Origin of the sequence: Bradyrhizobium sp. I1.14.4 (genome assembly GCF_050435825.1) — a bacterium.
GTDB lineage: Bacteria > Pseudomonadota > Alphaproteobacteria > Rhizobiales > Xanthobacteraceae > Bradyrhizobium.
On sequence record NZ_JBNDLA010000046.1, the window covers coordinates 1 to 23938 of the forward strand.

General features: G+C 58.3%; 23 protein-coding genes and 1 pseudogene. 9 read left to right on the forward strand and 15 right to left on the reverse strand.

The window, feature by feature from the left end:
• Positions 1 to 170: 170 nt before the first annotated feature.
• The 4 genes and pseudogenes from istB to ABIB78_RS37360 all read right to left on the reverse strand — a co-directional run bounded on the left by istB (position 171) and on the right by ABIB78_RS37360 (position 5181).
• On the reverse strand, positions 171 to 938 hold the full coding sequence (istB, locus tag ABIB78_RS37345) for an IS21-like element IS1631 family helper ATPase IstB (RefSeq protein ID WP_429034064.1): 768 nt from the start codon (positions 936 to 938) through the stop codon (positions 171 to 173).
• Positions 916 to 2698, reverse strand: a pseudogene (istA, locus tag ABIB78_RS37350) (IS21 family transposase). Before istA ends, istB begins: the two are co-directional and overlap by 23 nt.
• Before the next feature lie 541 nt (positions 2699 to 3239).
• A complete protein-coding gene (locus ABIB78_RS37355) occupies positions 3240 to 4364 on the reverse strand; it encodes an ERF family protein (protein WP_429034065.1) in 1125 nt (374 codons plus the stop codon).
• Entirely contained in the window at positions 4351 to 5181 is an 831-nt protein-coding gene (locus ABIB78_RS37360) for a YqaJ viral recombinase family protein (RefSeq protein ID WP_429034066.1), read from the reverse strand. Before ABIB78_RS37360 ends, ABIB78_RS37355 begins: the two co-directional genes overlap by 14 nt.
• Positions 5182 to 5255: 74 nt before the next feature.
• On the opposite strand from ABIB78_RS37360, the gene ABIB78_RS37365 reads away from it, so the two are divergent.
• Entirely contained in the window at positions 5256 to 5516 is a 261-nt protein-coding gene (locus tag ABIB78_RS37365) for an XRE family transcriptional regulator (RefSeq protein ID WP_429034067.1), read from the forward strand.
• Positions 5517 to 6267: 751 nt separating this feature from the next.
• Here the strand turns inward: ABIB78_RS37365 and ABIB78_RS37370 are convergent.
• Positions 6268 to 6603, reverse strand: a complete 336-nt coding sequence (locus ABIB78_RS37370) for a hypothetical protein (RefSeq protein WP_429034068.1) — start codon at positions 6601 to 6603, stop codon at positions 6268 to 6270.
• 91 nt (positions 6604 to 6694) lie between these two features.
• Entirely contained in the window at positions 6695 to 7552 is an 858-nt protein-coding gene (locus ABIB78_RS37375; RefSeq protein ID WP_429034069.1) for a hypothetical protein, read from the reverse strand.
• 242 nt (positions 7553 to 7794) lie between these two features.
• Between ABIB78_RS37375 and ABIB78_RS37380 the strand changes: the two genes are divergently transcribed.
• Positions 7795 to 8040: a helix-turn-helix domain-containing protein gene (locus ABIB78_RS37380; protein WP_429034070.1), complete on the forward strand. Its 246-nt coding sequence runs from the start codon at positions 7795 to 7797 to the stop codon at positions 8038 to 8040.
• Positions 8041 to 8398: 358 nt separating this feature from the next.
• Here the strand turns inward: ABIB78_RS37380 and ABIB78_RS37385 are convergent, their stop codons facing one another.
• Positions 8399 to 9127 (reverse strand): NYN domain-containing protein, encoded by a 729-nt coding sequence (locus ABIB78_RS37385; protein WP_429034071.1) that lies wholly within the window; start codon positions 9125 to 9127, stop codon positions 8399 to 8401.
• 1167 nt (positions 9128 to 10294) lie between these two features.
• On the opposite strand from ABIB78_RS37385, the gene ABIB78_RS37390 reads away from it, so the two are divergent.
• Positions 10295 to 10492 (forward strand): hypothetical protein, encoded by a 198-nt coding sequence (locus tag ABIB78_RS37390; protein WP_429034072.1) that lies wholly within the window; start codon positions 10295 to 10297, stop codon positions 10490 to 10492.
• Between the two features lie 124 nt (positions 10493 to 10616).
• Here ABIB78_RS37390 and ABIB78_RS37395 read toward each other — a convergent pair whose 3' ends face one another.
• The gene (locus ABIB78_RS37395; RefSeq protein ID WP_429034073.1) at positions 10617 to 10949 is read right to left on the reverse strand and encodes a hypothetical protein; all 333 of its coding nucleotides are present in this window, start codon (positions 10947 to 10949) and stop codon (positions 10617 to 10619) included.
• A gap of 661 nt (positions 10950 to 11610) precedes the next feature.
• Between ABIB78_RS37395 and ABIB78_RS37400 the strand changes: the two genes are divergently transcribed.
• The 3 genes from ABIB78_RS37400 to ABIB78_RS37410 all read left to right on the forward strand — a co-directional run bounded on the left by ABIB78_RS37400 (position 11611) and on the right by ABIB78_RS37410 (position 13329).
• Entirely contained in the window at positions 11611 to 12390 is a 780-nt protein-coding gene (locus ABIB78_RS37400) for a hypothetical protein (RefSeq protein ID WP_429034074.1), read from the forward strand.
• 253 nt (positions 12391 to 12643) lie between these two features.
• Complete coding sequence (locus tag ABIB78_RS37405; protein WP_429034075.1) at positions 12644 to 12955, forward strand: type II toxin-antitoxin system HigB family toxin; 312 nt, start codon at positions 12644 to 12646, stop codon at positions 12953 to 12955.
• Entirely contained in the window at positions 12955 to 13329 is a 375-nt protein-coding gene (locus tag ABIB78_RS37410) for a helix-turn-helix domain-containing protein (protein ID WP_429034076.1), read from the forward strand. Before ABIB78_RS37405 ends, ABIB78_RS37410 begins: the two co-directional genes overlap by 1 nt.
• 308 nt (positions 13330 to 13637) lie before the next feature.
• Here ABIB78_RS37410 and ABIB78_RS37415 read toward each other — a convergent pair whose 3' ends face one another.
• From ABIB78_RS37415 to ABIB78_RS37435, 5 genes are all read right to left on the reverse strand, one after another.
• Positions 13638 to 14069: a hypothetical protein gene (locus tag ABIB78_RS37415; RefSeq protein WP_429034077.1), complete on the reverse strand. Its 432-nt coding sequence runs from the start codon at positions 14067 to 14069 to the stop codon at positions 13638 to 13640.
• 1595 nt (positions 14070 to 15664) lie between these two features.
• Complete coding sequence (locus ABIB78_RS37420; RefSeq protein WP_429034078.1) at positions 15665 to 15988, reverse strand: hypothetical protein; 324 nt, start codon at positions 15986 to 15988, stop codon at positions 15665 to 15667.
• An 85-nt stretch (positions 15989 to 16073) separates the two neighbouring features.
• Positions 16074 to 16256, reverse strand: a complete 183-nt coding sequence (locus ABIB78_RS37425; protein ID WP_429034079.1) for a hypothetical protein — start codon at positions 16254 to 16256, stop codon at positions 16074 to 16076.
• A gap of 68 nt (positions 16257 to 16324) precedes the next feature.
• The gene (locus tag ABIB78_RS37430) at positions 16325 to 16711 is read right to left on the reverse strand and encodes a hypothetical protein (protein ID WP_429034080.1); all 387 of its coding nucleotides are present in this window, start codon (positions 16709 to 16711) and stop codon (positions 16325 to 16327) included.
• A gap of 271 nt (positions 16712 to 16982) precedes the next feature.
• The gene (locus tag ABIB78_RS37435; protein ID WP_429034081.1) at positions 16983 to 17369 is read right to left on the reverse strand and encodes a hypothetical protein; all 387 of its coding nucleotides are present in this window, start codon (positions 17367 to 17369) and stop codon (positions 16983 to 16985) included.
• Positions 17370 to 18248: 879 nt separating this feature from the next.
• Between ABIB78_RS37435 and ABIB78_RS37440 the strand changes: the two genes are divergently transcribed.
• The 3 genes from ABIB78_RS37440 to ABIB78_RS37450 all read left to right on the forward strand — a co-directional run bounded on the left by ABIB78_RS37440 (position 18249) and on the right by ABIB78_RS37450 (position 21567).
• On the forward strand, positions 18249 to 19310 hold the full coding sequence (locus ABIB78_RS37440; protein ID WP_429034082.1) for a Gfo/Idh/MocA family protein: 1062 nt from the start codon (positions 18249 to 18251) through the stop codon (positions 19308 to 19310).
• A gap of 332 nt (positions 19311 to 19642) precedes the next feature.
• Entirely contained in the window at positions 19643 to 20977 is a 1335-nt protein-coding gene (locus ABIB78_RS37445) for a hypothetical protein (RefSeq protein ID WP_429034083.1), read from the forward strand.
• Between the two features lie 455 nt (positions 20978 to 21432).
• Positions 21433 to 21567, forward strand: coding sequence for a hypothetical protein (locus tag ABIB78_RS37450; protein WP_429034084.1), 135 nt, complete (start codon positions 21433 to 21435; stop codon positions 21565 to 21567).
• Positions 21568 to 21830: 263 nt separating this feature from the next.
• Here the strand turns inward: ABIB78_RS37450 and ABIB78_RS37455 are convergent, their stop codons facing one another.
• Both ABIB78_RS37455 and ABIB78_RS37460 read right to left on the reverse strand, forming a co-directional pair.
• Positions 21831 to 22952, reverse strand: a complete 1122-nt coding sequence (locus ABIB78_RS37455; RefSeq protein WP_429034085.1) for a hypothetical protein — start codon at positions 22950 to 22952, stop codon at positions 21831 to 21833.
• Positions 22953 to 23172: 220 nt separating this feature from the next.
• Positions 23173 to 23439 carry a hypothetical protein gene (locus ABIB78_RS37460; protein ID WP_429034086.1) on the reverse strand — a complete coding sequence of 89 codons (267 nt, stop codon included), beginning with the start codon at positions 23437 to 23439 and terminating at the stop codon, positions 23173 to 23175.
• Positions 23440 to 23938: the final 499 nt, after the last annotated feature.

Genomic DNA, 23938 nt, shown 5'->3' on the forward strand with positions numbered 1-23938 from the left:
GGATGGCAAACCCTCGCCACAAAACCCATCGATCAGCCAATTGACCTTGCCGCCTGAAACGATAACTTCATGTTACCCGGAGAATTCGCCAAGCCCCCGCGGGTCACTTCAAATTCCTCCGGGTGTGGTCAGTCAAATTCCTCCACCCGCGAGGCAGGACATGGTGATTGTTAGTTTGCCTTTGTTTCCCGGGCAAGAGTTTCAGCGGCCTCTTTGAGCCGATAGCTGCGTCCGTCGAACTCAAGCAGATGGCAATGATGCATCAGGCGATCGAGGATCGTCGTGCTCATGGTGTTATCCCCCAGGTATGCTCCCCAGTCCTGCACGACGCGATTGGAGGTGACGATGACGCTGCGGTGGAGTTTGTAGCGTTGATGGATCAGGGTCTGCAGCAATGCGCCGGCGTCGTCAGGGATGGCGCGTGCGAGGAACAGATCGTCCAGCACGAGAAGATCGCAGTCGATGATGGCTCGCAGCCGGACGTCGCGTTGTGCCGGGGAGTTCATGGCGTAGCGATGGAAGAAGTCGTCGGTCTCAAGATACTGGACCTTGTGGCTTTGCAGGATCGCCTGATAGGCAATCGCCTTGGCGATGTAGGACTTCCCGGTGCCAGGTTTGCCGACAAGCAGCGCGTTCTCGCCAGCGGCAATGAACGCCAGGGTGTGGAGCTGGAAGCAGGTTTGGCGCGGCAATTTGGGATTGAAGGACCAGTCGAACTCGGCGAGCGTCAGCTTTTCGTCGAGCCCGGATTGCTGGTATCGCCGCTCGATAAGACGGGACTGGCGGCGATCCAGTTCGTCCTGCAAGATCAACGAGAAGGTCTCGAGGAAGGGTTGGTTTGCGCCCTGCGCCTGCAGCACGCGCGTCTGCAGCGTGTCGCGGACGCCTGACAGGCGCAGCTGTCGCAGGCAACGCTCAATTTCCGGCATGGTCATCATGTGGTTTGGTCTCCAGTTTGAGGTGAGAAGCCGCGGGAGCGCTCGTGGCGCCGGAGCTGGCCGGGGTTGCGCAGGCGCCACGAGCGCGGGTTGCAGGGGCGCGGTCATCGTGAGCCTCGGCCTGCCGGCCATTGGCGCCGGCATCGTGCCGCACGGCACGGCTGAAGAGATCGCCGTATTCGGCTGGAGCGCGGATCAGCGGATGATCCTGGGTGAGCGGCGATGCCGGCTGTGGCGTCGCTCCAACCTGCGCGATCGCCTGTTCGAACAACCGCTCGACGGTCGCACGCACGTGCTTGTAACGGTAGATGCGGTTCTCGACGGCGTGCGCACAGGCCTGCTCGACCAGCCGTGCCGGATACTTCCGGCTCAGCCCGACAATGCCCCACATCGCGCGCTGTCCGGGGCGCCCCTCGGTGTCGAACACCTGCTGGCACAACGCCCTGGTCTGCGGCCCGATGCGCTCGGCGCTCGCCAGCAGTACGGTGGTTTGCCGCGACGGATTGAACGGCCGTTCGCTGGTCGGCAGGACGACAGAACCGGGGTGCGTCATCCGGGGATGAACACGCAGCAGCGCATGGGTGTGGCGATCACGGATCTCGATCATGGAGGCGTAGATCCGCACAACGACCTGGCTGCCGATGGGTGCAGGCCGCGCGGCGTAATAGCTGTTGTCGACGCGCACGGTGGTGTCGTCGCAGACGGTCCGAACGACCTCGGTGAAGATGCGGAAGGGCGCGACAGGCAGCGGCCGCAGGTGCGGCTTCTCCTCCTGGAACATGGCCTCGACCTGACGGCGCGTGCTGCCGTGGATGCGCCTGGAAGCCCAATTCTCCTCCCAATGCCTCAAGAACTCGTTCTGGGCTTCCAGTGTCTCGAAGCGCCGTCCAGCCAGCGCGGTGCCCTGGGTATGTTGAATCGCACTCTCGACGCATCCTTTCCGATTGGGATCGGCCACCCGCGCGGGATCGGCGACCACGGCGTAATGAGCCAGCATCGCGCTGTAAATCGGGTTGAGCTCGGGCTCGTACAAATCCGGCTTGAGGACGCCTTCCTTCAGATTGTCGAGCACGACATAGCTGGGGACCCCGCCAAAATACCGGAACGCCTCTTCGTGGAGCTGCGCCCAGACTTGTTGGCTGGACTGCCAGACCACCCGCCGGAAGCTGCGCCGCGAGTAGCGCAGCGTCATCACGAACAGGCGGGGACGGCGGTACCGGCCGCTCCTGGGATCAATCGTCAGAGCGCCCTCGCCATAGTCGACCTGGGCCTCCTCGCCGGGGAGGAACTCAAGGCGATCAAACTGCTCGGGATCGCTGTGTCGCAACGTGCGCACAAACCGCTTGACGCTCTGGTAGCTGGACGGAAAGCCAAATTGATCGACCAGGTCCTGGTAAATCGCCTGCGCATTCCGCTTCAGGCGGACCTGTTCTTCGATCCACGTCCGATGCGGTTCGCAAGCCGAACGGGCCAGGCTGCTGGTGACCGTTGCTCCCGATGCCCCAGAAGCCGGTGGTCGGGGTGGAGGAATTTGGCCGTCCACGCTCACCGGGCCGGTGGTCACTTCCCCGGGGGAATTTGCCTCCGCACCAGCCCGCAGCGCCCGGTAACGCCGGATCGTCTTGCGATCGACCCCCCGTCAGCCTGTGGATCTCGCGCTGGCTGGCATTGCGATCGAGTAGCGTAAATACCGTGCTTTGCAGGTGTGGCTTCAAGACGTTCAACTCCCCGGCCCCTTGCTGGCTAAAGGGACCGAAAATAAACGTCCTGCCTGATCGGCTACCGCTGTTCAGCGGCGCTGACGGCGATTATCGGGTGGGGGAGTTTCAAGTGACCATACCCGGGGGATTTTGACCGACCCACGGGGCCAAGCCGAATTCCAACCGCATTCCGGACGGCACCAAGTAGCGATTTTGCACTGGCAGACCATCTGATAGGCGGGCCAAAATGGCAGGACGTCCGGAGTGGGCTCGGCATAGAAGCCGATAAAGCCCGAACCAATGGGGGGAGGACGGTGGATAACGACAAACTCGACGAGCGTCTCAGGAATCTGGAAGGACAAGTCTCTCGATTATCAACGGCCCTTTGCTGCGCGCTCAGTGTCATCTTGGTCTATGACCGACGTCCATTTTATTTCGATCAGGATTTCGGCACCACACTCGCAGGAATGGCTGGAGTCGTCGCGTCAGTCAGCTCTCTTGGTGGGCTGCCCAATCGTGAGGTGGGTCGTCGGCAAGAAGTCACAACCGCGATAGGTAAATGCCGTGCGGACCGCCCATCGCGCGGTTTGGAATGGCCCGTTCATGGTGGGGAAGCCTCCGACCCCAGGCGTGAGGGAGCGGCTGCGGTGACAACGGCCGCGAGCGGGCCGTGGATCGGACTTGCCGCCCACAAGTCATGCGCCACCTGCAATGGCTCGATCGTCAGGTTCGCCCACCAGGCCCTTTCGTTGCCCTGTCGATGCAACTCGTGGTGATGGGCGCGGCACAACGGAACGGTGAACTCGTCGCTGACCTTGCGGCCGAGAGCCCTAGGTTGAGCGAACTTCAAATGGTGGGCATCGCACGGATTTTGCCGGCAAACGAGGCAAGGCTGTTCTCGGACAAACAGCAAGTGGGCCTTGCTGCGCTTGCGCGCGGGCTCTTTGGGAAATGCAAGATTAGCCGTCGCATCGCTTGAGGTGTCTTCGACGGGCGCATCCGGTTTCAAGCCATCGTTTATGTCAGGAAGCACCTGCACGGCCGCCAGCTTCTCAAGGTAGGCGGACTCAAGGATGCGGGCATCTGCCATCAACAGGGTGTTCTTCCTGGGTAGTCCGACTTGGGCCCAGGCGAGTAGATCGTTCTCACTCGTTAAGCAATCGAGCTCCGCCAACATCTGCTCCCTCAGTTGGGCTGATTGATCCAGGCTGAGTAGCGGAGGCCGCTGCGCAGCGCCTTTGTTTCCCTTGACGTCGGGCCGATTGCCGGCCCGAAAGTCGGGAGGCGGCGGGGCCGCTGTGGCGTCCGGCGCATCCAAGTCGTCCTCGCCCGCGATACCGACTAGGGCGAAGAGAGCGTATCGCCGGGCATAGGTGAGGGCAGATCCCATCCGGTGTGGAGCATTGATTTCGCTGATGGGACACACCGGCCATTCCGAGGACATCCATTCTCCGGACGAATGTGCCAGCAGCGTCGTCAAACGGACAAGGCCCGTCGCTTGGTCGATCCCTGTCGTTTGAACGGTTGCGATCTCGTGGCTCCCTAGGCACTTGCGGACCAGATCCAGTCCGCTCGCCAGAGAGGCGTATCTGAAGCTGCGTGCCTCTTCGCGCGGAAAGACTGCAGGGATGGTCGCAGTCAGCGCCTTTTCGGGGTTGGAAAGTTCGAGTTGGGCCTTGGCCAGTGCGCCGGCGATCGCGCCGATCGTTTCGCTAGACTGTTGCATGACCGGCCTCCTGAATAACATGAAAGCTGATTGAACCGGATTTCGAACGTGTGGCCCTAAGCCCGTGTCCCGTCGCTTCTTTTGCGTCTTCTGGCATCAACTTCTTCAGCTCAGATTTTGCCATATCGTGCTCGAGATGAGCGGAGCGCGTCCGATGAAAGGCCCCGGCAAACTCGCCCCAGGCATTGGAGGCGCTCATATCGACTGTTCGAACCGCCTCAATCCGAGGTCGCGGGGGTTCAATGCCGAACAGCTGAGGGGTCTCGCCGGTTTCGACGCAGCGCCAGAATTTCTTTTCCGCCGTCAGCAGCAAGTGTTGGTAAAGCGGGTCGGCGGGAATGATGATCTCGACCCATTTGCCGCCACCGGTAATGATTGACAGGACCGCCGTCCTAGACGCGGTAACCCACATATTGTGCTGCAACTGTGCCATGTGTTTTTCTGCGGCCGCTTCTTCTGAAAACGACCAAGGCAGCATGAACTTGGCCTCGAATACGGCGCCGGTGGCCTCCACCATGCCGTCGAGGGTTGCCGCCATCCAGCGCTTGACCGGATGAAAGACCCGCCGCTGCACCTGAGTTACGACTTGGCCGGTATTCTTCTCGTACCAGTGCCGGTTAAGCTGCTCAGTTACGGTGCCGAGTTGTACGATCAAGTTGGCTGAAAAATCCGCCGGCTCGGCTTCGCCCCGCTTCTCATGCCAGAGACGGACCAAAGCGGCTTCATCAGTCCCCATGATAATGCGGGCGTCGGATCCGCCTACGAAACGACGACGATCCGTCTTAAAAGTAATGTGAGATTTTTGATTGGGAATCATTGCATTCTCCACGTGTATATAAGCCATCAACATAATATGTTGATATACGATCGCACTAGGACCGTCAACATAAAATGTTGAAACCCATTTCCCCTGCTCAGTGCCGTGGAGGAAGGGCGCTGCTCGATATGACCCAGCCTCAGTTGGCGTCGATCGCCAGCCTCGGCCTCTCAACGGTCGTTGATTTTGAAAGGCAGCGGCGAGCTGTGTCGGAAGAGGCGATTCGGAAAATGCAGGAGGCGCTCGAAAAAGCCGGAGTCCAATTCATCCCTGAAAACGGCGGCGGACCAGGCGTGCGCCTTCGAAAGCCAAAACTCGGGGAACGGAAAGGCTAGACTTTTGGGGGCGCGACTGTCGGCGCGGGGCAGGGGTGCCGTGAGGGGCCGCAGCTCGCGGGATTGATAATTCCAACGCCTCGCAGTTGATCGAGAAGCTGGACTCGAGTTTCCGCTAGGGTCGCGTGGTTGCACGCCAAATCTGGCGCTTAGGTATCCCGCGCTGCGGGTAGTTTGACAGTTGATCGCCGAGCAGCGGACGATCGCGATAAGCCGCTACACCAGCGGTTCGTTCATCTGTTTCGCCGCTTTCAATTTGTTAGTGGTGTGTCAGCGGGACGCATGGGCAACCGCAACGTTTTTCGGACCCGAGGCGGCCGGCTACGTTCCAACCCGCTCGGTCGAACTGGTCCAACCTGATCGGTAGGTTGCAGACTAATGGGCAGACGTTCGGTGGCGTTTATTGCGGCCCAAGCAGCCTCACCGCCTCGTATCCGATCCTGCTCGCATCTGCCTCCTTTTTCGCTGCGGAGCTAGAACAAGGAACAAGATCAGGTGCGCCATGCAGGGCGGCGCCGGTCACCGGGCGGCGGCGGTGCCGAATGCACAGGCGCAGCCGGCAGTGGAGGCCCAGCGGGAGAAAGGAACGGCAACTACAAACCGGCCGCTACACCCAGGAGATGGCTACCACCCGCCGATGGCTATGCGAGGCCACAAAGATGCTCTACGACCTGAATGAGCGGCCTGGATGAGAGATCGACACAATGTAGGGAACGATATTGCGCGAAAAATCGCCATCGCGAGTCAAATGCTAACGTGCGCCGTGATCATCTTCACGCGGATCGTCATAATCATCTGTTGACGATGAGAACCAGCTTCCTCCAAGGTCGGCCGCTTCAAGATCGCCTTTGATGAGCATGCAGGTGCCGGTACCCCTCGGGGCGACAATAGAATAGTTTGAGGTTTGGCCGAGCAGCGTTACAGAGTAGCGTTTTGATGATTGGTCATAGAACCACAAGCCGCTTTTGCTAGATTTGGGACCCCGCTCGTCGCGAAGGCTGACGACTTGGTCCTCGGAGAGAGTCATTCGTTGGGTGCCGTCCAACGACGTCATGTCAGAGCATGAGACCAGTTCATTCCAGCCCAATTTTATTCCTTCATTCAGAGGTTGGTCCGTTCGGCTCGATAGCCAAAGGACAGTCGCCCCAACTAAGAGAGCGCCAACTGAAATCCTTAAGCTAGTGGCCATTCAGGTTATCACTGCTGCTGAACGCCCTAACCCCTGCGGCCCAAAGAAGCTCCCTGATAGCTTCGACCTCGGATCTGACAGTGTGCAGCTCGCCAGCGCTATATCGAAAATCCCCGCATCGGTCGTTGAAGTCCGTCACCATCCCACTGAAACGATCAACCGCCGAGGGCTGATATCGATTCAACATTGATCTAGCTCCAGAGATGCGGATGTCCTCAGACAGACAGTATCTAATTTGGCCGGCGCTGAGTCTGGCTCCCTTTCGAATTGGCGGCCGTTCCTCGAGCACGGGACGGTCGAACAGACTTGAGCCAGCCCAAATGAGTCCAATCGCGACGAGGGCTGCCACGGCGATGGTACAAATGCTCCTTAACGTCGAGATGAGTTTGTTCTTGACCCGGACAGCGTCGGCCGGTTTCTCGATCGGTCTTCCTAGAACGCCGGCGGCATACCGTATTTCGTTGCCGGTCAGGTATCCCAAGCTGCCGCGACGCTCGGTGTGAAGAAGCTCGAACCCATTAAAATAGAATTCGCTATAACCCAACAACATCGCGGTCAGATCGACGGCCATCTCGACCTCTTCGAGCGGGTGTCTGATTCGGAAGAGCACAACGTGCGAAAGCTCGTGCGCGATAGCCATAACAACGTGCTCGAACTTATATTTGAGCAAAAATGACTTTCGCAAGAAAACAGTAACAACGGCTTGTTTGAACTCGGGCGTTCCGTTTCTAGGAAATGGATCCGGGCGCTCGATCCAGGCTGGTGTGCGATCGGGCCCGCCACGATTGACCAACGCGACACGAACACGCAGGTCGAGCCTCATTCCGTCCCTGATCAGTTTGACCATTCCCGTATAATTTTGGCAGTCGTAGAATTCCCGTAACTTGGTAGGCGAAACCGGCGCTCGCGATCCACCGAGCGAACCATGGAGCAGAGCAAGGTACGCCTTGATCTGGTCCGCTCTAATAGGTCCTTCGTCCATGCTTGGCCTTTGCGAGGATTTGGTTCAATTCGGCCGCTGCGGGCAGAGGTGGCACGCGAGCATTATAATGCGTCGCAATTTATTGCACGTCCTGTCGGATTATGTCCATGGCGGACGACGTGCGACTCATGGTTGGGCGAAGCGTAAAGCGGCTGCGTATTGCTGCCGGCCTCACTCAAGCCGCGCTCGCGGACCGAATGGGCGTCGATCGGGCTTACGTCAGCGGTTTAGAGTTAGGTCAGCGCAATCCAACGGTTGTGACGTTGTGGCACATTACGAAAGCCCTCGGAGTATCGTTGAAGGCTTTATTCGATGACGAAAAGCCTCGGCGCACGGGCAGGGAAAAGCACTAGGCGTGAACCTATTAGATTCAGCGTGGGCGGCGGACGTGCGCTTTGCGGACTGAGGTCGGACATCGTTTAAGGTCCAAAAAGGGGCTAGGGACGTCGGGTCGGCAGTCTGGACCGATAACTCGCACCGAAACCGTAGCCTTACCGGCCGGGACTTCCGAGCGTGGCCCTCTAGACTAGCTCTTCTGGAAGTTTTCGAGAGGGTGGCGGCGGCCCTTGTGCTGCTCTGAGAAGCCGTTGCCAGGTGGGTGGCGTCGCGACCTGAGGGATCCATGTCTTGGCGGGGCTGCCTGCCGACGACTGTGGCATCGTTGCTGGCCGTGCAACTAGTCAAACAGCTGGGCGCGCTCACCCCGGCGGTTCATTTCCGGGAAACAGGGCCGGGCGGCATGCCTGACCGATAGCGGCGCGGCCTAGTGATCGCAAGTACGGTCTGTGCGGCCGGCGCTGCCACATCATCAGCCAATGAATTCGTCGACGTCCCCGTGTGGTCGTGTGGCGGGAGCGCCTGCACGAACTGCGATGGGCGCAGTTCGCCGCGTTCGCGCGGGGGCGGGCGTTCGGATGGGTCCCGGCCCACCTTGGCCCGCAGCTCCGTCAGGTCGGTGAAGATATCCGCCTGGCGGCGGAGTTCGTCGGCGATCATCGGCGGCTGGCTGGCGATGCTGGAGACCACCGTGACGCGGACGCCGCGGCGCTGCACCGACTCGACCAGCGAGCGGAAATCGCCATCGCCGGAAAACAGGACCATGTCGTCGATCCGTCCGGCGAATTCCATGGCGTCGACTGCGAGCTCGATGTGCATGTCGCCCTTGACCTTGCGGCGTCCGAAGGCGTCAACGTACTCCTTGATCGCCTTGGTGACGACGGTGTACCCGTTGTAATCGAGCCAGTCGACCAGCGGCCGGATCGAGGAGAATTCCTCGTCCTCGATGATGGCCGTGTAGTAGAAGGCGCGCAGCAGCGTGCCGCGGCCCTGGAATTCACTCAGGAGGCGCTTGTAGTCAATGTCGAACCCAAGCGCCTTGGCGGTGGCGTAAAGATTGGGGCCATCGATGAAGAGCGCAATCTTGGTGGACGCGGACGACATTCTGGCGCGGCTCGAATTGGTGCGCACGGTGCTCTGGTTTATCGCATCGATCTGAAGTTGAGGCTTGAGGCGGCCTTAGCCGATCGCCGCTCACTCGCATTCTTTGCAGCATAGGAGCTCCGACCATAAGAAGTTATTCCTGATCGTTTGTAGTTTCAAAACGTTTTTCATTAACAATTGAACCTGCTTGGAGAAGCAGAGAGAGACGATAGCGATGCCGGACCAACTTCCGCTTTTTGAGATCCGCCTCACAAAACGCGGCCGGGCGTACAGGTGGTACCTATGCACGACTGACGGCCGTGTCGTCATGCATGGATCGGAAGGCGGCCGGAGCGCCGCAAGATACCAAGCCAATCGCGCACTTCTTCTGATGCTGGTGGCTTCGGCGTCTCGGCTGTTCCGGCTCGATCATCCCGGCGGAAGCCGCTCTCGCCGAAGCCGTTCATCCGCCAGTTGACGGGGACGCCACATCTCGCCCGCTGCGGCCCTACCCCACGTGAGTCTCACCCTCCTAGGTTTGCGCAAGGACCGTCGGCTGAGAGGGCGGGGTAACGTATGAAAATCCTGGTTTCGGTTCGAATCCGTAGATTCACGGGATCCAAATCTCGTTGCGCCCATGCTGTAGTGTCGGGACACCGGGCAGGCACATTTCATCAGCAATTGATATTTCCGGTGGGCCGCAGGCCGATTGGCTGCGGCCATTTATTTTTCGGCTCCAGAACGGGCTGCGATCAACCTTTCGACCGACCGGCCAGGTGCCCCCGCGCGCCGAGGCCGTTCCGGAGCCAGTAAAGCCAGGTCGTTCGATCGGCATCCGCGTTGCTTCGCCCTGCGGCGGAACGCTGCGCATCCCCGCAGCCTTGCCAATAGCGTCCAGCCACTCTAAGCGCTGCCTGACGCCGTCGAGAGCCCGTGCGACTGAAGGCGACGGCGCCTACTCGTCTGCACTGGAGCGAGGTCGTCAACTTCAGCAAGGGAGTTTCGGGCTGACGCGATAAAGCTGCCTGCCCCTCATGTGTCCTCCGCGCAGCATGAGGATCGCCGGTATGGTGGCGGCATAGACTTTGCAGTTTAGGTGGTGCTGGAAATTTCAGTGTCCCAGCTTAGGAATAACCTGTCGCCGGCTGTGTTTTTTTGAGACCGAGGTCGACCAATTTGGAGGTATCATTGAAGGACACGGCGCCTCCAAAGGCACGATTCCTCGTTCGGAGAGGAAGCACTGACTGGATGGTTTATGATCGAGAACTCAAGGGGCCAGCGCAGTTAGAAAAAGATGGCCGCTTCGCCGAGAAGCTGACGAAGGATCAGGCCGAACACATAAAGCAGATGCTCACCGACTCCATGAGCAAGCAACTGTCCCGGTGATCATGCCCTCTCGCCGGCGTCAACTCGCCTATGTCACCGTAGTCATTACCACCGCTATTGGGCGCGCATGGCTACTCGCAGACGCAATTTGGTCGGCGCTTGGAGGGCTAGGCGGCTTCTCAGCCTATCGAATAGGCCCTTCCTCTACCTCAGGCTCGGATGGCTCGGCATCCTTTGTGTCATCGTCGCCAACGACGGGAACCGCAGCTTCGGTCTCGATTTTCTCGAGTTTGTCGCTCGTGGAAACTGTCCCATCATCATCGAAGCGAGCCAGTGCTGCTTCGACGAGTTCGATCTCCTCGCGGAGAATGTCCTCCAGGACCGACAGCTTGAAACCAGGGACCTGTCGCGTTCGAACGTCATCCAACAGCCGTTGGCGATGGTCCCTGACCTCTTCTAGCGCTTGGCGATCATTCAACGACACATAGCCGGCGATGATTTGCTCTATAGCTCTCATCCAGAAAATCCGCCAAAGAAACGGCTCCAGCGAGGGGTACGCGCTGAGACCAGAGCAACTTAGTTGCTCGATCTTAGACCGGCCCCCGACGTTTTCCGCTGCTCCTTCGGGTACCGGAGCATACCGAGGAGGGCTATCCATTCTGGGCTATGAAACTTTTTGGACGCCCCAGCAGACTTATGGTCGTCAGGATTTTACATGACCATCCTGGGGCTAATGCCAGCGCCGTTCGCATGTATTTTAAACGGGCGGCGTTGTGCTGTTCGACCATCCCAAAGAAGAAGGCCGAGCAAAGCCGGGGCCAGTTGTCTGCCTGTCTTCTTCATAACCCATAGTTCTGTCCGCCAGCGACACGCGCTGCCTCGCACACATGGCCAGTCCGGCAGGTCGGCGGTCTGGCCGGTGAGCTTGTGCGGACTGTCGCCGCAGAATTCGATCCCCCTCTACGCGGCCTGTTCAGACGGCACCGTTCGAATCGCAAATTGCTGTGGATAGACCCGTGCTTTCCGCTGGCAGATCGGGCCTTGAGTGTCTTAGGGATCTAGGTTGGGTTTGTCTCCTCGCGTTCCATTCTTCCATTCTCGCGCTGCGTTTTGCCGCTCCCGGAAACTGAATCGCAACGGACACCCGATGTTCTCAAGTCAACCGAGGATACCGAGCGATGCTGCCCGAAAAGAAGAACAATGAGAGCGTGCCGGCGAGGCGCCCGCGCAAGCCGAACGCACTCAAGCACGGGGCTTACTCTTCCGTTGAGCTGTTGCCATGGGAGGACCCGGACGCATTCCAGGAACTCAGCCGCGCGATCTGGCAAGAATGGCGCCCCGAGGGCCCAATCGAAGTTGATTGTGTGGAAACCATCATTCTTTGCCAATGGCGCAAGCAGCGCGTCCGCGCAAAGCGGAAGCTGGATACGGCAGTCGCCCTCGACAAGGTGCAGAATCGGGTGTTCAACGAAAGGCCGCCGCAAGTCCTCCTGGAGAATGAGCTCGAGGTTATGAAGGATGCTCTCACAGAGAAGCGCAGCTATCCGCGCGAGGACTACGAGCGCCTGCTTCACTTCAGCTCGCACCTCCACCGCGAGTCTGACGTAAGATTCTTGAGATTGGGAATTTCGTTCTTGTCAATCGAATGCCGAGACCATCTCAACGCAAACGTTCGCGAAGACAGCTTTGAGACTACTGAACTCTGGATCATTGCTTTAAAAATGGAAGTCGATAACGTTCTGATGCCTCGAATTCGCGAGCGCCGCCCCGATCCCAATGGATATCTTCCGGCCGCCGCGGAGTTTCTTGCCGCCGACAGAACGATAGAAGATCTTGCGGTCGAGGAGCGGTTGGATGCTGCCATAGATCGTGCATTGCGTCGGTTGTTTTGGGTGAGGGCGCAGAAACAGCTCGATCGCGCGGCGAAGGCGAAGGTTGTTAACGGCAAGGCCAATTAGAAAGCTCGCGAGCCGATACGCTACCTTAGACAGAAAACGTCATTGACGGGAGGCATAAGCGAGCAGGGTGGTGAGGTGGATGTGGCCCGTGGTGGTCTCGATCCGGGTGGTTTGTGATTGTGAATAAGCTCCCAAGCACTTCGGACGCCGATCGGCGTTGGGACCCCACGTCGAATAACATCCTCTTGAATGATTTTCCCAAAAATGGAAATGCCGTCTTCCATTTCTGGGAAATCCGCGATAGTATCCGTCAATGCTGGTGATCGGCACGGACATCGTTGAGCGCTATTTTGCCGAACGCTCGGGTCATCGGGGCATCGATGCGGCGCGCGCGCAATACAGGGCATGGCTGGCGATTGCGGAGGCTTCGGACTGGCGGACGCCGCAACAGGTGAAGCAATCGCATCCCAAGGCGAGCATCCTGAAAGGCGGACGCGTGGTGTTTAACATCAAGGCCAACGACTACCGCCTGATCGCCCTGGTTCAATATCGTGATGGCGTATTGATGATCCGCTTTTTCGGCAGTCACGAAGACTATGACAAGGTGGACGCGGAGGCGGTCTGATGAAGGCGACTTTGATCATTATCCAGAACCGAGCCGATTATGAGGCGGCCAAGGCGTTTGTCAGCAGGCTGATGCAATCGAACGAAGCTGCCGATCGTGCGCGCATGGTAGCACAGGCTCGCCTTATCGAGGCGTATGAACGCACGCGCTGGCCGCGCAAAGCGCCGCCATTGCCCGATTTGCTGATCTACCTGGTGGAGCAACATGGTTTGACGCGTGCTGATCTTGCGCCGCTTCTGGGCACTGCGAGTCGCGTCAGTGAGGTCATGTCAGGCAAGCGCGAATTGAGCATGACGATGGTCAAGCGTCTGCGCGAACGTTTCCATATTCCGGCGGATTTGTTGATTTCTGCGAGTGGAAGTGTTGCGGCCTAGCTAGGTCGTTGCGAGAGCGCGCCGTTAAGGTGGCGGCGATTGGCGGGACTAAACTTGACGACCTTAAACCCCGGATCGACAACGTGACATTTTTGCTCCTTTGTCGCTGAAACTGTGATGCCGGTGTCGACCTGAGCGAGGAAGTGACCGGCGAGGGGAAAATGGGGCATGGCGTCAGATCGACAAATCGAAGCCAATCGCAACAACGCTAGCAAAAATACGACTGATTTCAGAAAATGAGCGGGAGTCGCGCGGGACAGAAGCAGACGCATCAAACAGCTCAGCCGAAGTTGACTGTCGAGTGGTCGCTATCGTTTGGTACGTTTAGCCCCTTGTGGGGCTGGTGAGGTCTGCTGTGTTGGAGCGGGGCTTTCGGCCCTTGCCGATTCCAATAGGTTGACTCGCGCACTGATCGCTCCCAACTGGTCGGACAATAGCTTTTGCTCGCCCTGTTGTGCTGACGTCTTCTGCTGGATATCGCCGACCTGAGCAGACAGTTTTTGTTGATCGGCTTGAATTCCTTGCACGGCCTGTTGGAGCGACGACAAGCTCTGCTTAAGCTCCTCAATCGCCGGGTCCGGAGGACGCGCTGCCAAAGCATGTTCTTGCGAGGTGGTAGACCTTGTTCCGCTGCCGTAGCTCATCCAAAGCGCACCGGCGGCGACGACGACGAGTAGGGCCACGAGCAACGGGCGTCCCCATCGCGGGCGTGCATCGGTAACCGTTGAAGGGTCGGTCATAAGGATTTCCCCGATTGTGGACGGCGTGATTAACCATCAAAAGTGTAGGTTGGTTCCGGTTTCCGCGCGAATTTGTTCCGGCGTCGCATACCTGGCCGCCAGTGGAAGCTCCTTATTACCGCGCTTGCTTCACAAGGCTGTCTTCTCCTTAGGATGTAGTGCCCGTCGACGAAGTAGCTGGACATGCCGTACTCATCGAGTCCGCGCCGGATGGCCTTCCGCTAAGGCGGGGAGCTGGCGCTGTCGGACTCGTATCAACTCTAGGGCGATATGGGCCTGCGCACCAGAAAAACGGAGTCACCATGCAGAAGGCCAATGGTTGCTGCGATCGAGACTTGCAACCGATATAGCAGTTAGGAAGGTCTTTGGATATACCTTCGATCATTGTTCTAAGAGGACCCGCTTATCCCTTCGACGGGCGAGCGCCCTCGTGCCAAGCTTCTCTACTGCCGTTCTTTACAGGATTTGCAATTGTCCGCGTGGTAAGACCGGTTCGGAGCGCCGCGCTAGCCTGCGCCTGTCGTTTGTAGATGTTCGCCCACAGCGGTCGTCGACGCTGCTGTCTGCTCGAAGGCCGACCGCGGTGTGATGTACCAGAGCAGGAAAGCGGACCGGTGCCGCTCGTCAGCAAGGCCGTTGAAAGCGGTACGTTGAGGAGAACGTGCGGGAGAACCCCGGCGGATCGCAGCACAAATCGCGGCGGCAAGCCTGATGACAGGCGATTGCCGAACAATGATCAGGCCGCAACCCAGCGCGGACAACTGGGCGTGCACGAGGCCGACCGCCAGGCGGACTGGGCTATTCTCGGCCCCACGGACATGACACGGCACCGAATTCATCTAGCGCCCACCGCAACCTCTTGCTCACGGTAGAAGGCCAAATTTGTCAGAATGCGCTCCTTGCGTCGAGACAGGTCAGGAATGCGCTGCGCCTCTCCGGCGCGGTCAAATCTAAACCACCGATGCGGGCCAATCCTGACACGGCGCGCCTGCTCGCCGATGCGGTCAGAGACGACCGATTGACAGAGGCCCGGCTGATCGCGTCGGTAGTTTCAGGCACCACCTGCCGGTTCGCCGACAACGCCTCGATGTTAGATCCTTTTCGCTGTCGTTCACGGATAGGCAGGGCTATGCCAGACAGATTCATACGCACAATCCCGAGATCCAGATGCGCGGACCGATCGGCCTCGACAGACTCTATCGCAAGAGCAAGTCGGCGTCAGGAATCGCGCGCGGTCAAGGGCGCGTGGGTGAGCGGCGATGCGTTCGCGGTCGATGTGCAGTATGTTGGCTTGGGCGAGCAGCAGAAGTTCTCGCTCTGGTTCCGCGGCGACCAATGAGGTGTCAAGGCTAGGGGCGAGCCACGAGGTCGCGATTGACGGTGAGGCCAGCGATTGAAAGAAGCTTCGCGCCGTCGGAGTGCTGGATCGTTACAGCTTCGTCGACATCCATTTCAAACTCTGATGCGTTTTGGCTGCTCCGCAACAAACGGTATTCGGGATCAGAGCTGAACGGCGCTTCTCCGGCCGTCTCGCGCGCCTGACAGTCAACAGCCCGAGCCTTGCCTGTTCCTGTCTGGACTTTTTGCCCCTGGCACTATTTGCCAGCGTTCAATGCTTCAATCTTCATCTGGATGGCTTGCACCCGTTTGTCTACGTCGTAAACTTGAGCCTGCATTGGCCCGGATTGCATCTGGATTTCGACATTGTTCACTCGATTGTTGATCTCGGCAATCAGTTTGTAAGTGCGGTCGAGTTCGACCGTCTGCTGTTCGAGCCGCTGCTGCTCTATTCTGCGCAATTCCAGCGTAGCTTCGACACTTTGTCTGCCAAGTTCTCTGCGTTGCACCTCTGATAATCCAATCGCGATGACATTGAAGATGACCGCCGCGATCAGAATGGTCCGTGTGGAAATTGTCATAAACGCAGTCCTGCAATTTTGCTCGATGACGTCAACAACGCAGGTTATCAGTCGGTATTCGTCAGGCAAAGGGTTACCTTGGCCCTCACTTCAGCCGATACTTCCGACCATTGGTGTTCGGATCGGTGTTGTCGCTGGTCGAGAAGATCAGGATCGGTGCGAGGTAGTCGACGGGGTCGCGATAAAGCCTGAAGCGACCATTGCCTTTCTCGGCGATGTCGATCGCCTCGCAGTTTGCCGGCCCAAGCGGTTTGTCGTCCTCGTACAAGCGGCTGAGGCGATCAGGATAACGGAAGGCATCATGTGAAAGGCGCGGGCCGGCATGACGACGATCTGTCACACAGGCGTGGTGATGAACAGCGCGGGGGCGAGGAATGCAAATCCTGAAAGCACGATCGATGCAAGCGCCAGGCGGTGATCGTACTCAAGCAGCGAGAATTCGATCAGCCAGAGATATCCCAGGATCATCATGTAGAAGAAGCCAACGAGATAGCCAAAGCTAAAGCGTGCGACCGCGAACAGGATGACGACGAGGCTGAACGCCAGCACATTCAAAATAGCAGCTGCCACGTGTGTCTTGTCGACACTGGTGATACCCGGAAATGAATCGATGGCCGTGACGAAGTACAGCGAAACGCACCAAACCACGATGTGGGCGTAAGCGAACAGGGCAATTTTGGCCTGGGGCCAACTCAGCTTTAGCTGAGTGATCCGATCGTTCATTCTCACTCACCGCCGTCTAGTACTATAAGATTCGGCTGATAGTCATCGCGCCAGGGTGACTGAGCCATTCTTGATCAAAAGGCATGACATAGCATAAAATTACTCGTTTAGCGTGGACCGCATCCTCTTGCTCACGATAAAAGGCCAAATGTCAAAATGCGTCCATTGCGAAGATAAACTTGCGAAACGACAAAGTTTTCATTTTTAGTAACTCTCCCAACAGGTACTTGTAGAGAAACTGCGAGGAATGGCTGAGCGTAACGCTGCGTTGTCACTCGAGGCGATATTTCCTGCCGTTCGTGTTCGGATCAGTATTGTCGCTTGAGGAAAACATCAAGATCGGCGCGAGATAATCAGTAGGATCTCGATAAAGCCTGAACCGGCCAGAGCCTTTCGTCCAAATCTCTTGAGGATCGCTGTTTGACGGACCGAGAGGCTTGCCGTCTTCGTACAGCCGAGCATCTGTTAGTGGGCCCTCCGTGTATTTGACAACGATCACATACGCATTTCCTTGCCAAAGGCGGAAGGTGCCACGCAGATGCGGGTCGATCGGAAGTTGGGGAAGTAGATAGAGAGATGCACTCGACGCCAATGCAAAAATCGTCGATCCGATCGCAACGCGCGCATCGGAGCTTAATTTAGGCGACACTACTGTCATGCTCTTGCTTGCTCGACCACGCGTTGTCGGGGGTGCGCCTTATGCCGCCGTACAGCTTAAACGACTCCGAAAATCCCTGCTCTCGGCCTTCGCGAAAGCCCATCCGGTACGCCATCGGGACGCATAGCGCTAGGAGCAGAATTGCGGCGGCGGCGAAGATGAGCGAAGTCATCATACAAAAGGCCAATGGTTGTTGCGATCAGGATCAACAACCGATATAGCAGTTGGAAAGATCGATGGATATACCGTGGATCATTGTTCTAAAGGCGCGTTCATCCCTCGATGGACGAGCGCCTTGGCGGCGCCACCTTCCCTCCTGCCGTATTTCTACGGGATTTACATTCGTTGTTGTTCGGCATGGCCCGGTATGCAACGTTGTCTAGGATGGAGTAAGCCGATGAGTGGGCGTGCGACTGCGCGAAGAGAGTTGTATTTTTGGACGTCGCTGCTGCTCAGTTTTTTGCCGCTTTTCGCCCTCGTCGGGATCCTAATCTTATTTAAGTGGTGATTTCGCTTCGCTGGGCCAAAGGTGCGCCGAAAGCAAGCGATCCCCTAGGGCGCTGGTTTCTGTTCGGCAGGAAACCGTCGCGCATCGCGGCGCTTCAATTTTTCCAGATTAGCGCAAGCGGCAATCGCCAGTTTTACTGTCATGACGGCAAGAGTCCGATCTTAGCTAGCCCGCGGTTCTAGCCGCAATCGGTGAGGGCGAGGATGATCAGAAGTCGTCTGCTGACAGTACTGCTAGACTCTCGCACGGCCTTGCCTAATCCCAAGTTTTCTGGGTAATGGACATTACCGTGCGGCTTGCAAGGCCGCTTGTTCCCTCGGCTGTTCGGCTGGCTGCAACGGTCGGCCGCGAGACAAGACAAGGCCTGTTGCATGATCAGATTTGGCCTGCTCGGGTGCGGGCGTATCGCCAAGCGTCATTCCGATCTCCTGGGTGGCAATCACATCACGGGAGCGAGCCTGGTTGCGGTGTGCGATCCGATCCGCGCGCGCGCTGATGCCGTTGCCGGGAAGTTCGCCGTTGCGGCCCATTATGACGTGGACGAATTCCTGGCACGCAAGGATATCGACGCGGTTGCCGTGCTGACGCCGAGCGGGCTGCATCCCGCGCATGTGATCGCTTGTGCCAAGGCAGGCAAGCACGTCGTGGTCGAGAAGCCGATGGCGCTGCGTCTGCAGGACGCGGACGACATGATCCGCGCCTGCGATCAGGCCGGCGTCAAGATGTTCATCGTCAAGCAGAACCGCTTCAACGTGCCGGTGGTCAAGGCGCGCGAGGCGCTCGATGCCGGCCGCTTCGGCAAGCTCATCCTGGGGACGGTCCGGGTGCGCTGGTGCCGCGACCAGGCCTATTACGATCAGGACAATTGGCGCGGCACCTGGGCCTATGACGGCGGTGTGCTGACCAATCAGGCGAGCCACCACGTCGACATGCTGGAGTGGTTCTTCGGCGACGTCGTGAGCGTGCATGCGCGCGCGACGACGGCGTTGGCCAAGATCGAAACCGAGGACACGGCCGTCGCAACGCTGAAGTTCCGCAACGGCGCGCTCGGCATCATCGAGGCAACCACCGCGGCGCGTCCGACCGATCTCGAGGGCTCGCTGTCGATCCTCGGTGAAAAGGGCACGGTCGAGATTTCCGGTTTCGCGGTCAACCAGATCCGGCACTGGCGCTTTGTCGACGAGCTGCCGTCGGACAAGGACGTCGTGGAGAAGTTCTCGGTCAACCCGCCCAATGTTTACGGCTTCGGCCATCAGGCCTACTATCATCATGTGGTCGATTGCCTGGAGAACCAGCGCGCCGCGCTGGTCGACGGGCTCGAGGGCCGCAAGAGCCTGGAGCTGATCTCGGCTCTCTATGAATCGATCGAGACCGGTGAGGAGGTCGCGCTGCGCTTCACGCCGCGCTTGAGCCGGTTGGGTGTCGTTTCGTGAGTAGGCCGGGCACGCATCAGGCTGGAGTGAGGATTTCGGGTTTGGTGCGGTCGTTCTTGAGCGCGTCCTCTATTCGCTAGTGGCCATCACAACTCAATGGATGATGATCGACGTCTAGCAGCGGATTGTAGAATTACTCAGAAGCCCGCAATACTTGCCTGTTGAATAAGAATAAATAGCGAGGCCGAGCATTGACGTTCGAGGTGCATCCGTACTATACGCTTGATTGCGACAACAAAGAAATACAACCAAGCAATTAGCATATTATGCAATCTAGACGCCGCAATATTCTAATTTTATGCGCCGCACCAGCACTGAAGACAAATACAGTCTTGGACCACATACGGGCATTTCGTCAGTATAGCCGGAACGCCTATACAATTGTTGATTCTGCAGCATTTGAAGCGCTGGAAGCGAACCTGGATGTCTATGACTGCCTAGTGCTTCATTATTCCATCGTGATCTCGATGGAAAGCTTCATCCCAAATCTCCTTCGCGAGAAAATCAGACTCTTCAAGGGCATCAAAGTTGCTTTCATTCAAGACGAGTACAGGATCATCGATCGTCAGAACGCAGCGTTGGCTGACCTGAAGATCGGCGTGATCTTCACTGTCACGAATCGGGAGGTTACCCGAAAGATCTATCGCGACGCATATTTTGACGGCGTTCGATTTGAGCACACTCTGACTGGATTTGTACCAGAGCATCTGTTGTCCCTCGATGTGCCGAAATATTCCGAGCGCCCGCTCGATGTTTCCTATCGGGCACGAAAGTCGCCGCCTTGGTATGGATACTTCGCTGAAGAAAAATGGCAGATTGCCGAGCGGTTTGCGGCCGATGCGACCGATTACGGTCTGGTCTGCGATATCGACACCAGCGAGACATCTCGGATTTACGGCAATTCCTGGGTTGAGTTCGTGGCCAGCTCCAAAGCCGTCTTGGGCACGGAAAGCGGAGTTAGCTTCATTGATTTTGCAGGGGATGCTCAGGTTCAGGTCGAGCGTTTTTGCGCAGAAAACCCCGATGTCCCAGGTGACGTCGTCAGGCATAAGTTCTTGGGAGCCGACGACGGGAAGATCGTCATCCACGTCATTTCCCCACGAATTTTCGAAGCGGCTGCGCTTCGCACGCTTATGATCCTGTATGAAGGGGAGTATTCGGGCGCGGTTAAGCCCTGGGATCACTATGTTCCGCTCAACCGGGACCACAGCAACATGGCCGAGGTCGTATCAGTCATTCGAGACCGCGCCCGGGCACAATCGATCATCGATCGGGCATTTGACGAGGTTGCTCGGTCCTCTGCTTGGACTTTCAAGGCAATGATCGATCGATTTGACACTGTGGTCGACGACGAGGCGCAGCGCATCGGCATCGCACATGATCGTCCAATGGACGCGCTTGACGCCGTGGAATTGGCTGTGAGCACGCGCGGGTTGGAGCTTTTGTCGCGGGGCAGATATCTGCAGACACAAATTTTTCCCGTGTACACCAAACTGGTCGGAGACCATCAAGGATTAGTCGATAACTATGAACGGTTGGCCAAAAGCTATCATCAATTGGCTGAGCACCATCAGCAATTGGTGCTAGACCATCAACGATTGGCCCGGATGTCTCTTCGAGGCCTCGCATCGCGGTTCAGGCGCATGTTCCCTTTGTCGAATAGCTGAAGTCGATCGCTTTCTGCGCTTTGATGCTTCAGACCATATTGCAGTATCGGCTCATAGCCGCTCTCGATGTTTTCCGGCTGCCGCTCCGCGACCAGCCCACACGAAAGATCGAAGGCGGTCACGGTCACTCTGCTGCTCACTGAGTTTAGCAAATGCGCAGTAACACGCCGTGGTTGTTCACTTGTGAACCTGGCATCGGCTCGTTTCAGAGCCTCTCGTCGGCTTGCCGGACTGCCCCTTTTTAAAGCGGGTCCCTACCGGCGGGTTTCGATAGCCGACTTTTTCGTTCTTTTCCGCTTTCTTGCTCACCGGTCTCTTCCACTTCAGACTCGATCTCTCCGAACCGCTTTCCATCCGATAACCGAACGGCATCCTGCCCCGTCAGATTCTGTCAGCGCCGGAATCCCAACGTATATCTTCCAGCGGCTGCGGGAATTCTCGCCCCCGAGAAGACCATGGAAGACCTTGCGGTCGAGGAGCGCTTGGACATCGTCATGGATCTTGCGTTGCGTCGCTTGTTTTGGCTGAAGGCGCAGAAACAGCTTGATCGCGAGGCGAGGGCGAAGGTCATTAACAGCAAGGCCAACTGAAAAGTCTATCTTCGCATCAGGGGGGCGCATGAGCCATGATACTACCTTAGATAGAGTTACTGAAGCCATGAAAAACTGTAGTTTGGTCAAAATGCAACAAATGAGGGTATTTTAGCGAAACGAGGGTCTTAAGTGGCTCGAATTGTTAGGATACCATTTGCCCGGCATACGCAGTTGGGTACGCTGCCCGACTCTGATGAGGTTGTTTTAACCGCTCGTTTCGGCAGGAATAGACGCGGCCCGCGCGTGTCTAAGTTGTTCTGCTAGTTCGGCATCAGCACGGCATCGATGCGGCGGCTGTTTCGTGTGCTGATGATGATGGCGCCGCCGCGGGTGGCAAATCGCGCGCCGACGAGCCGCGGCACCTTCTCCGTCAGCGATGATGGCAGCGGGATCATTCCGCCGGTGATGGGATCGCCGACGTTGATCGGCGTTGCAGCCGCGCCGGCCGAGGGCGCGGCCTTGATGTACTCTCTTATCAATTGGATCTCTTCTCGCGACAGGTTGAGCGCGGGCTGTTCGCTGCCGGCGTCAGCAGCCTTCCTTTCGGCCTCGGCCTTGTCTTGCGCTTCGTCCTGCTGGGCCGCCTCGCGTTTCGCGGCGTCCTGTTCGAGCCTTGCGAGGCGTTCCCGTAGCAGGATGAGCTCCCGGCGCAGCGCGGCGTCGTCTGACTTCAGCGAAGTGATCTGACCGAGTGCGATCGCTGCGGCAACACACGCAACGACCGAGATCAGGCTGAGACATGCGACGGCCAGCCCTGTCAATCCGGCTCCGTTGCCTGTCCTCCGATCCGGCACGTCCTCGGCAGGACGCCGACGCCGCGCGGTAGCGAATTTGGGCATGCCGGTGTCGAGGAGGCGGATCAGACCGGACAGCCGAGAAGCCATTCGGCTCTCGGCTTGAACGGAGCCGAATGCAGGCTCAATGACGATCGGTGAGTCTCTCATGGGTATCTCGGGAGCGGCGGTCGAACGGCCTGCGCCGGATGGCGGGCGATCGTCGCGGTCTTCGCTTGTCATGCCGGGGAGCTCGAGATCGATATCATCGGATTGGTCGTTGGGGGTGTCCGCAAGCGGGTGGCGCGTGTCGGCCGCAACGGCGTCCAATCGCTCCGCTTCCCGTTCATTGAGTCTTTCGATGCGAGAGGCTTCGAGCGAATGCCAAAGTGAGAGGCCTGAATCCGTGATCTGCAGGCCTGCGTCGTTGATCGATGCCCATCCGGATTGGAAGACATCGGCATCGCCAAGCTCGGACGAGCGCTTGAACTGCGTTGCTTCATCGCCCGCTGCGATCATGCGCTTGACTTCGCGGCTGACCTCTTCAATCGCGATCCGCTGCTCGGGTCTTGCGGCCAGCACGCTCAAGATCGCCAGATTGAATCTCATGCGGCGGCGCCTCTCGATGCCCCATCAGCCGGTCTGCAGCCGTTTCTCTCCGGTGCGGGCGGCGCGCAAGCCTCAGTGGAGGTCAGTCATGCCGGTACAGTCAGAGAGTCAAGCAAGTGTCGAGTGTAACGGCTCCCTGAGGGGCAAACAATCCGGCTCCAGGCGTACAACAGACGGATAAGTCCGCCCGCGAGCGAGACGCCACGTCCGCCGGAGCGCCTCAGAGAAACTCTCGAAGCCTGGAGAGCTCGATCACGTGCTCGGGCGACAGCACGTCGGGGACGAGGGGAGGCTGCGATTTGGTCCGGATCTCGTAGAGATGGCGCGTCTTCTCGGGCTTGCCCATGAAATCCCGAATGCATTGGTCGAGCGTTCCGTTGACGACCATATAGGGCGCGCGATCCTCTCGCCTGGAATTGCTGAGAGAAGGCCATTTGTAAAGGTAGGCCGCGGCCTGGAAGTCCACCTGATGAGAGTGGTCGGTCATTCCAGGATATCTACCCGAAAAAGCCCGTTCGTCAAAGCAGGCCGGCCCATCAGCGGGTTGGTTCGGCAAGATGCGAGGGCTGCGTGTCGCCGTGCGCGTCTTCGACAGACAATGCCATCATTCAGGTCGAGCGATCTGCCAACCCGCCTCGCGCTGATTTCTTCGGCAACGACCGGCATCCGGCTTTGATATCCCGCGAGCCGAGATCAGCGTCGATCGGGAGGAGCCCACTGAAGGACGTGCCGGCAGGCTCCCTCGCGCGGGCCACGCGCACGCGCGAAGAATTGGCAACGCTCGTTGACGTCTGGCCTCGTTCGCGGCGCCAGCGGTCGCGACGACAAATGCCGGGTTGACTCGATTTCAGCATGTTCCGATTTTGTTCTATTGTCAACTATGGCGTTCGGGGACGAGCGGTTTCGGTCAGGTCGGGGATCAACGGGTTGAGATGGCAGTCGCAGCCACCATCCTTCACGCGGACCTGGATGCTTTTTACGCGTCG

What these genes read in the sequence shown, in the direction of transcription:
- istB (WP_429034064.1), bottom strand. Translation starts at nt 938, where the DNA reads ATGATGACCATGCCGGAAATTGAGCGTTGCCTGCGACAGCTGCGCCTG.
- ABIB78_RS37375 (WP_429034069.1), bottom strand. Translation starts at nt 7,552, where the DNA reads ATGGTCAAACTGATCAGGGACGGAATGAGGCTCGACCTGCGTGTTCGT.
- ABIB78_RS37360 (WP_429034066.1), bottom strand. Translation starts at nt 5,181, where the DNA reads ATGATTCCCAATCAAAAATCTCACATTACTTTTAAGACGGATCGTCGT.
- ABIB78_RS37420 (WP_429034078.1), bottom strand. Translation starts at nt 15,988, where the DNA reads ATGACAATTTCCACACGGACCATTCTGATCGCGGCGGTCATCTTCAAT.
- ABIB78_RS37460 (WP_429034086.1), bottom strand. Translation starts at nt 23,439, where the DNA reads ATGACCGACCACTCTCATCAGGTGGACTTCCAGGCCGCGGCCTACCTT.
- ABIB78_RS37435 (WP_429034081.1), bottom strand. Translation starts at nt 17,369, where the DNA reads ATGACAGTAGTGTCGCCTAAATTAAGCTCCGATGCGCGCGTTGCGATC.
- ABIB78_RS37405 (WP_429034075.1), top strand. Translation starts at nt 12,644, where the DNA reads ATGCTGGTGATCGGCACGGACATCGTTGAGCGCTATTTTGCCGAACGC.
- ABIB78_RS37400 (WP_429034074.1), top strand. Translation starts at nt 11,611, where the DNA reads ATGCTGCCCGAAAAGAAGAACAATGAGAGCGTGCCGGCGAGGCGCCCG.
- ABIB78_RS37365 (WP_429034067.1), top strand. Translation starts at nt 5,256, where the DNA reads ATGTTGAAACCCATTTCCCCTGCTCAGTGCCGTGGAGGAAGGGCGCTG.
- ABIB78_RS37355 (WP_429034065.1), bottom strand. Translation starts at nt 4,364, where the DNA reads ATGCAACAGTCTAGCGAAACGATCGGCGCGATCGCCGGCGCACTGGCC.
- ABIB78_RS37450 (WP_429034084.1), top strand. Translation starts at nt 21,433, where the DNA reads ATGGAAGACCTTGCGGTCGAGGAGCGCTTGGACATCGTCATGGATCTT.
- ABIB78_RS37430 (WP_429034080.1), bottom strand. Translation starts at nt 16,711, where the DNA reads ATGAACGATCGGATCACTCAGCTAAAGCTGAGTTGGCCCCAGGCCAAA.
- ABIB78_RS37385 (WP_429034071.1), bottom strand. Translation starts at nt 9,127, where the DNA reads ATGTCGTCCGCGTCCACCAAGATTGCGCTCTTCATCGATGGCCCCAAT.
- ABIB78_RS37395 (WP_429034073.1), bottom strand. Translation starts at nt 10,949, where the DNA reads ATGAGAGCTATAGAGCAAATCATCGCCGGCTATGTGTCGTTGAATGAT.
- ABIB78_RS37455 (WP_429034085.1), bottom strand. Translation starts at nt 22,952, where the DNA reads ATGAGATTCAATCTGGCGATCTTGAGCGTGCTGGCCGCAAGACCCGAG.
- ABIB78_RS37440 (WP_429034082.1), top strand. Translation starts at nt 18,249, where the DNA reads ATGATCAGATTTGGCCTGCTCGGGTGCGGGCGTATCGCCAAGCGTCAT.
- ABIB78_RS37415 (WP_429034077.1), bottom strand. Translation starts at nt 14,069, where the DNA reads ATGACCGACCCTTCAACGGTTACCGATGCACGCCCGCGATGGGGACGC.
- ABIB78_RS37380 (WP_429034070.1), top strand. Translation starts at nt 7,795, where the DNA reads ATGGCGGACGACGTGCGACTCATGGTTGGGCGAAGCGTAAAGCGGCTG.
- ABIB78_RS37410 (WP_429034076.1), top strand. Translation starts at nt 12,955, where the DNA reads ATGAAGGCGACTTTGATCATTATCCAGAACCGAGCCGATTATGAGGCG.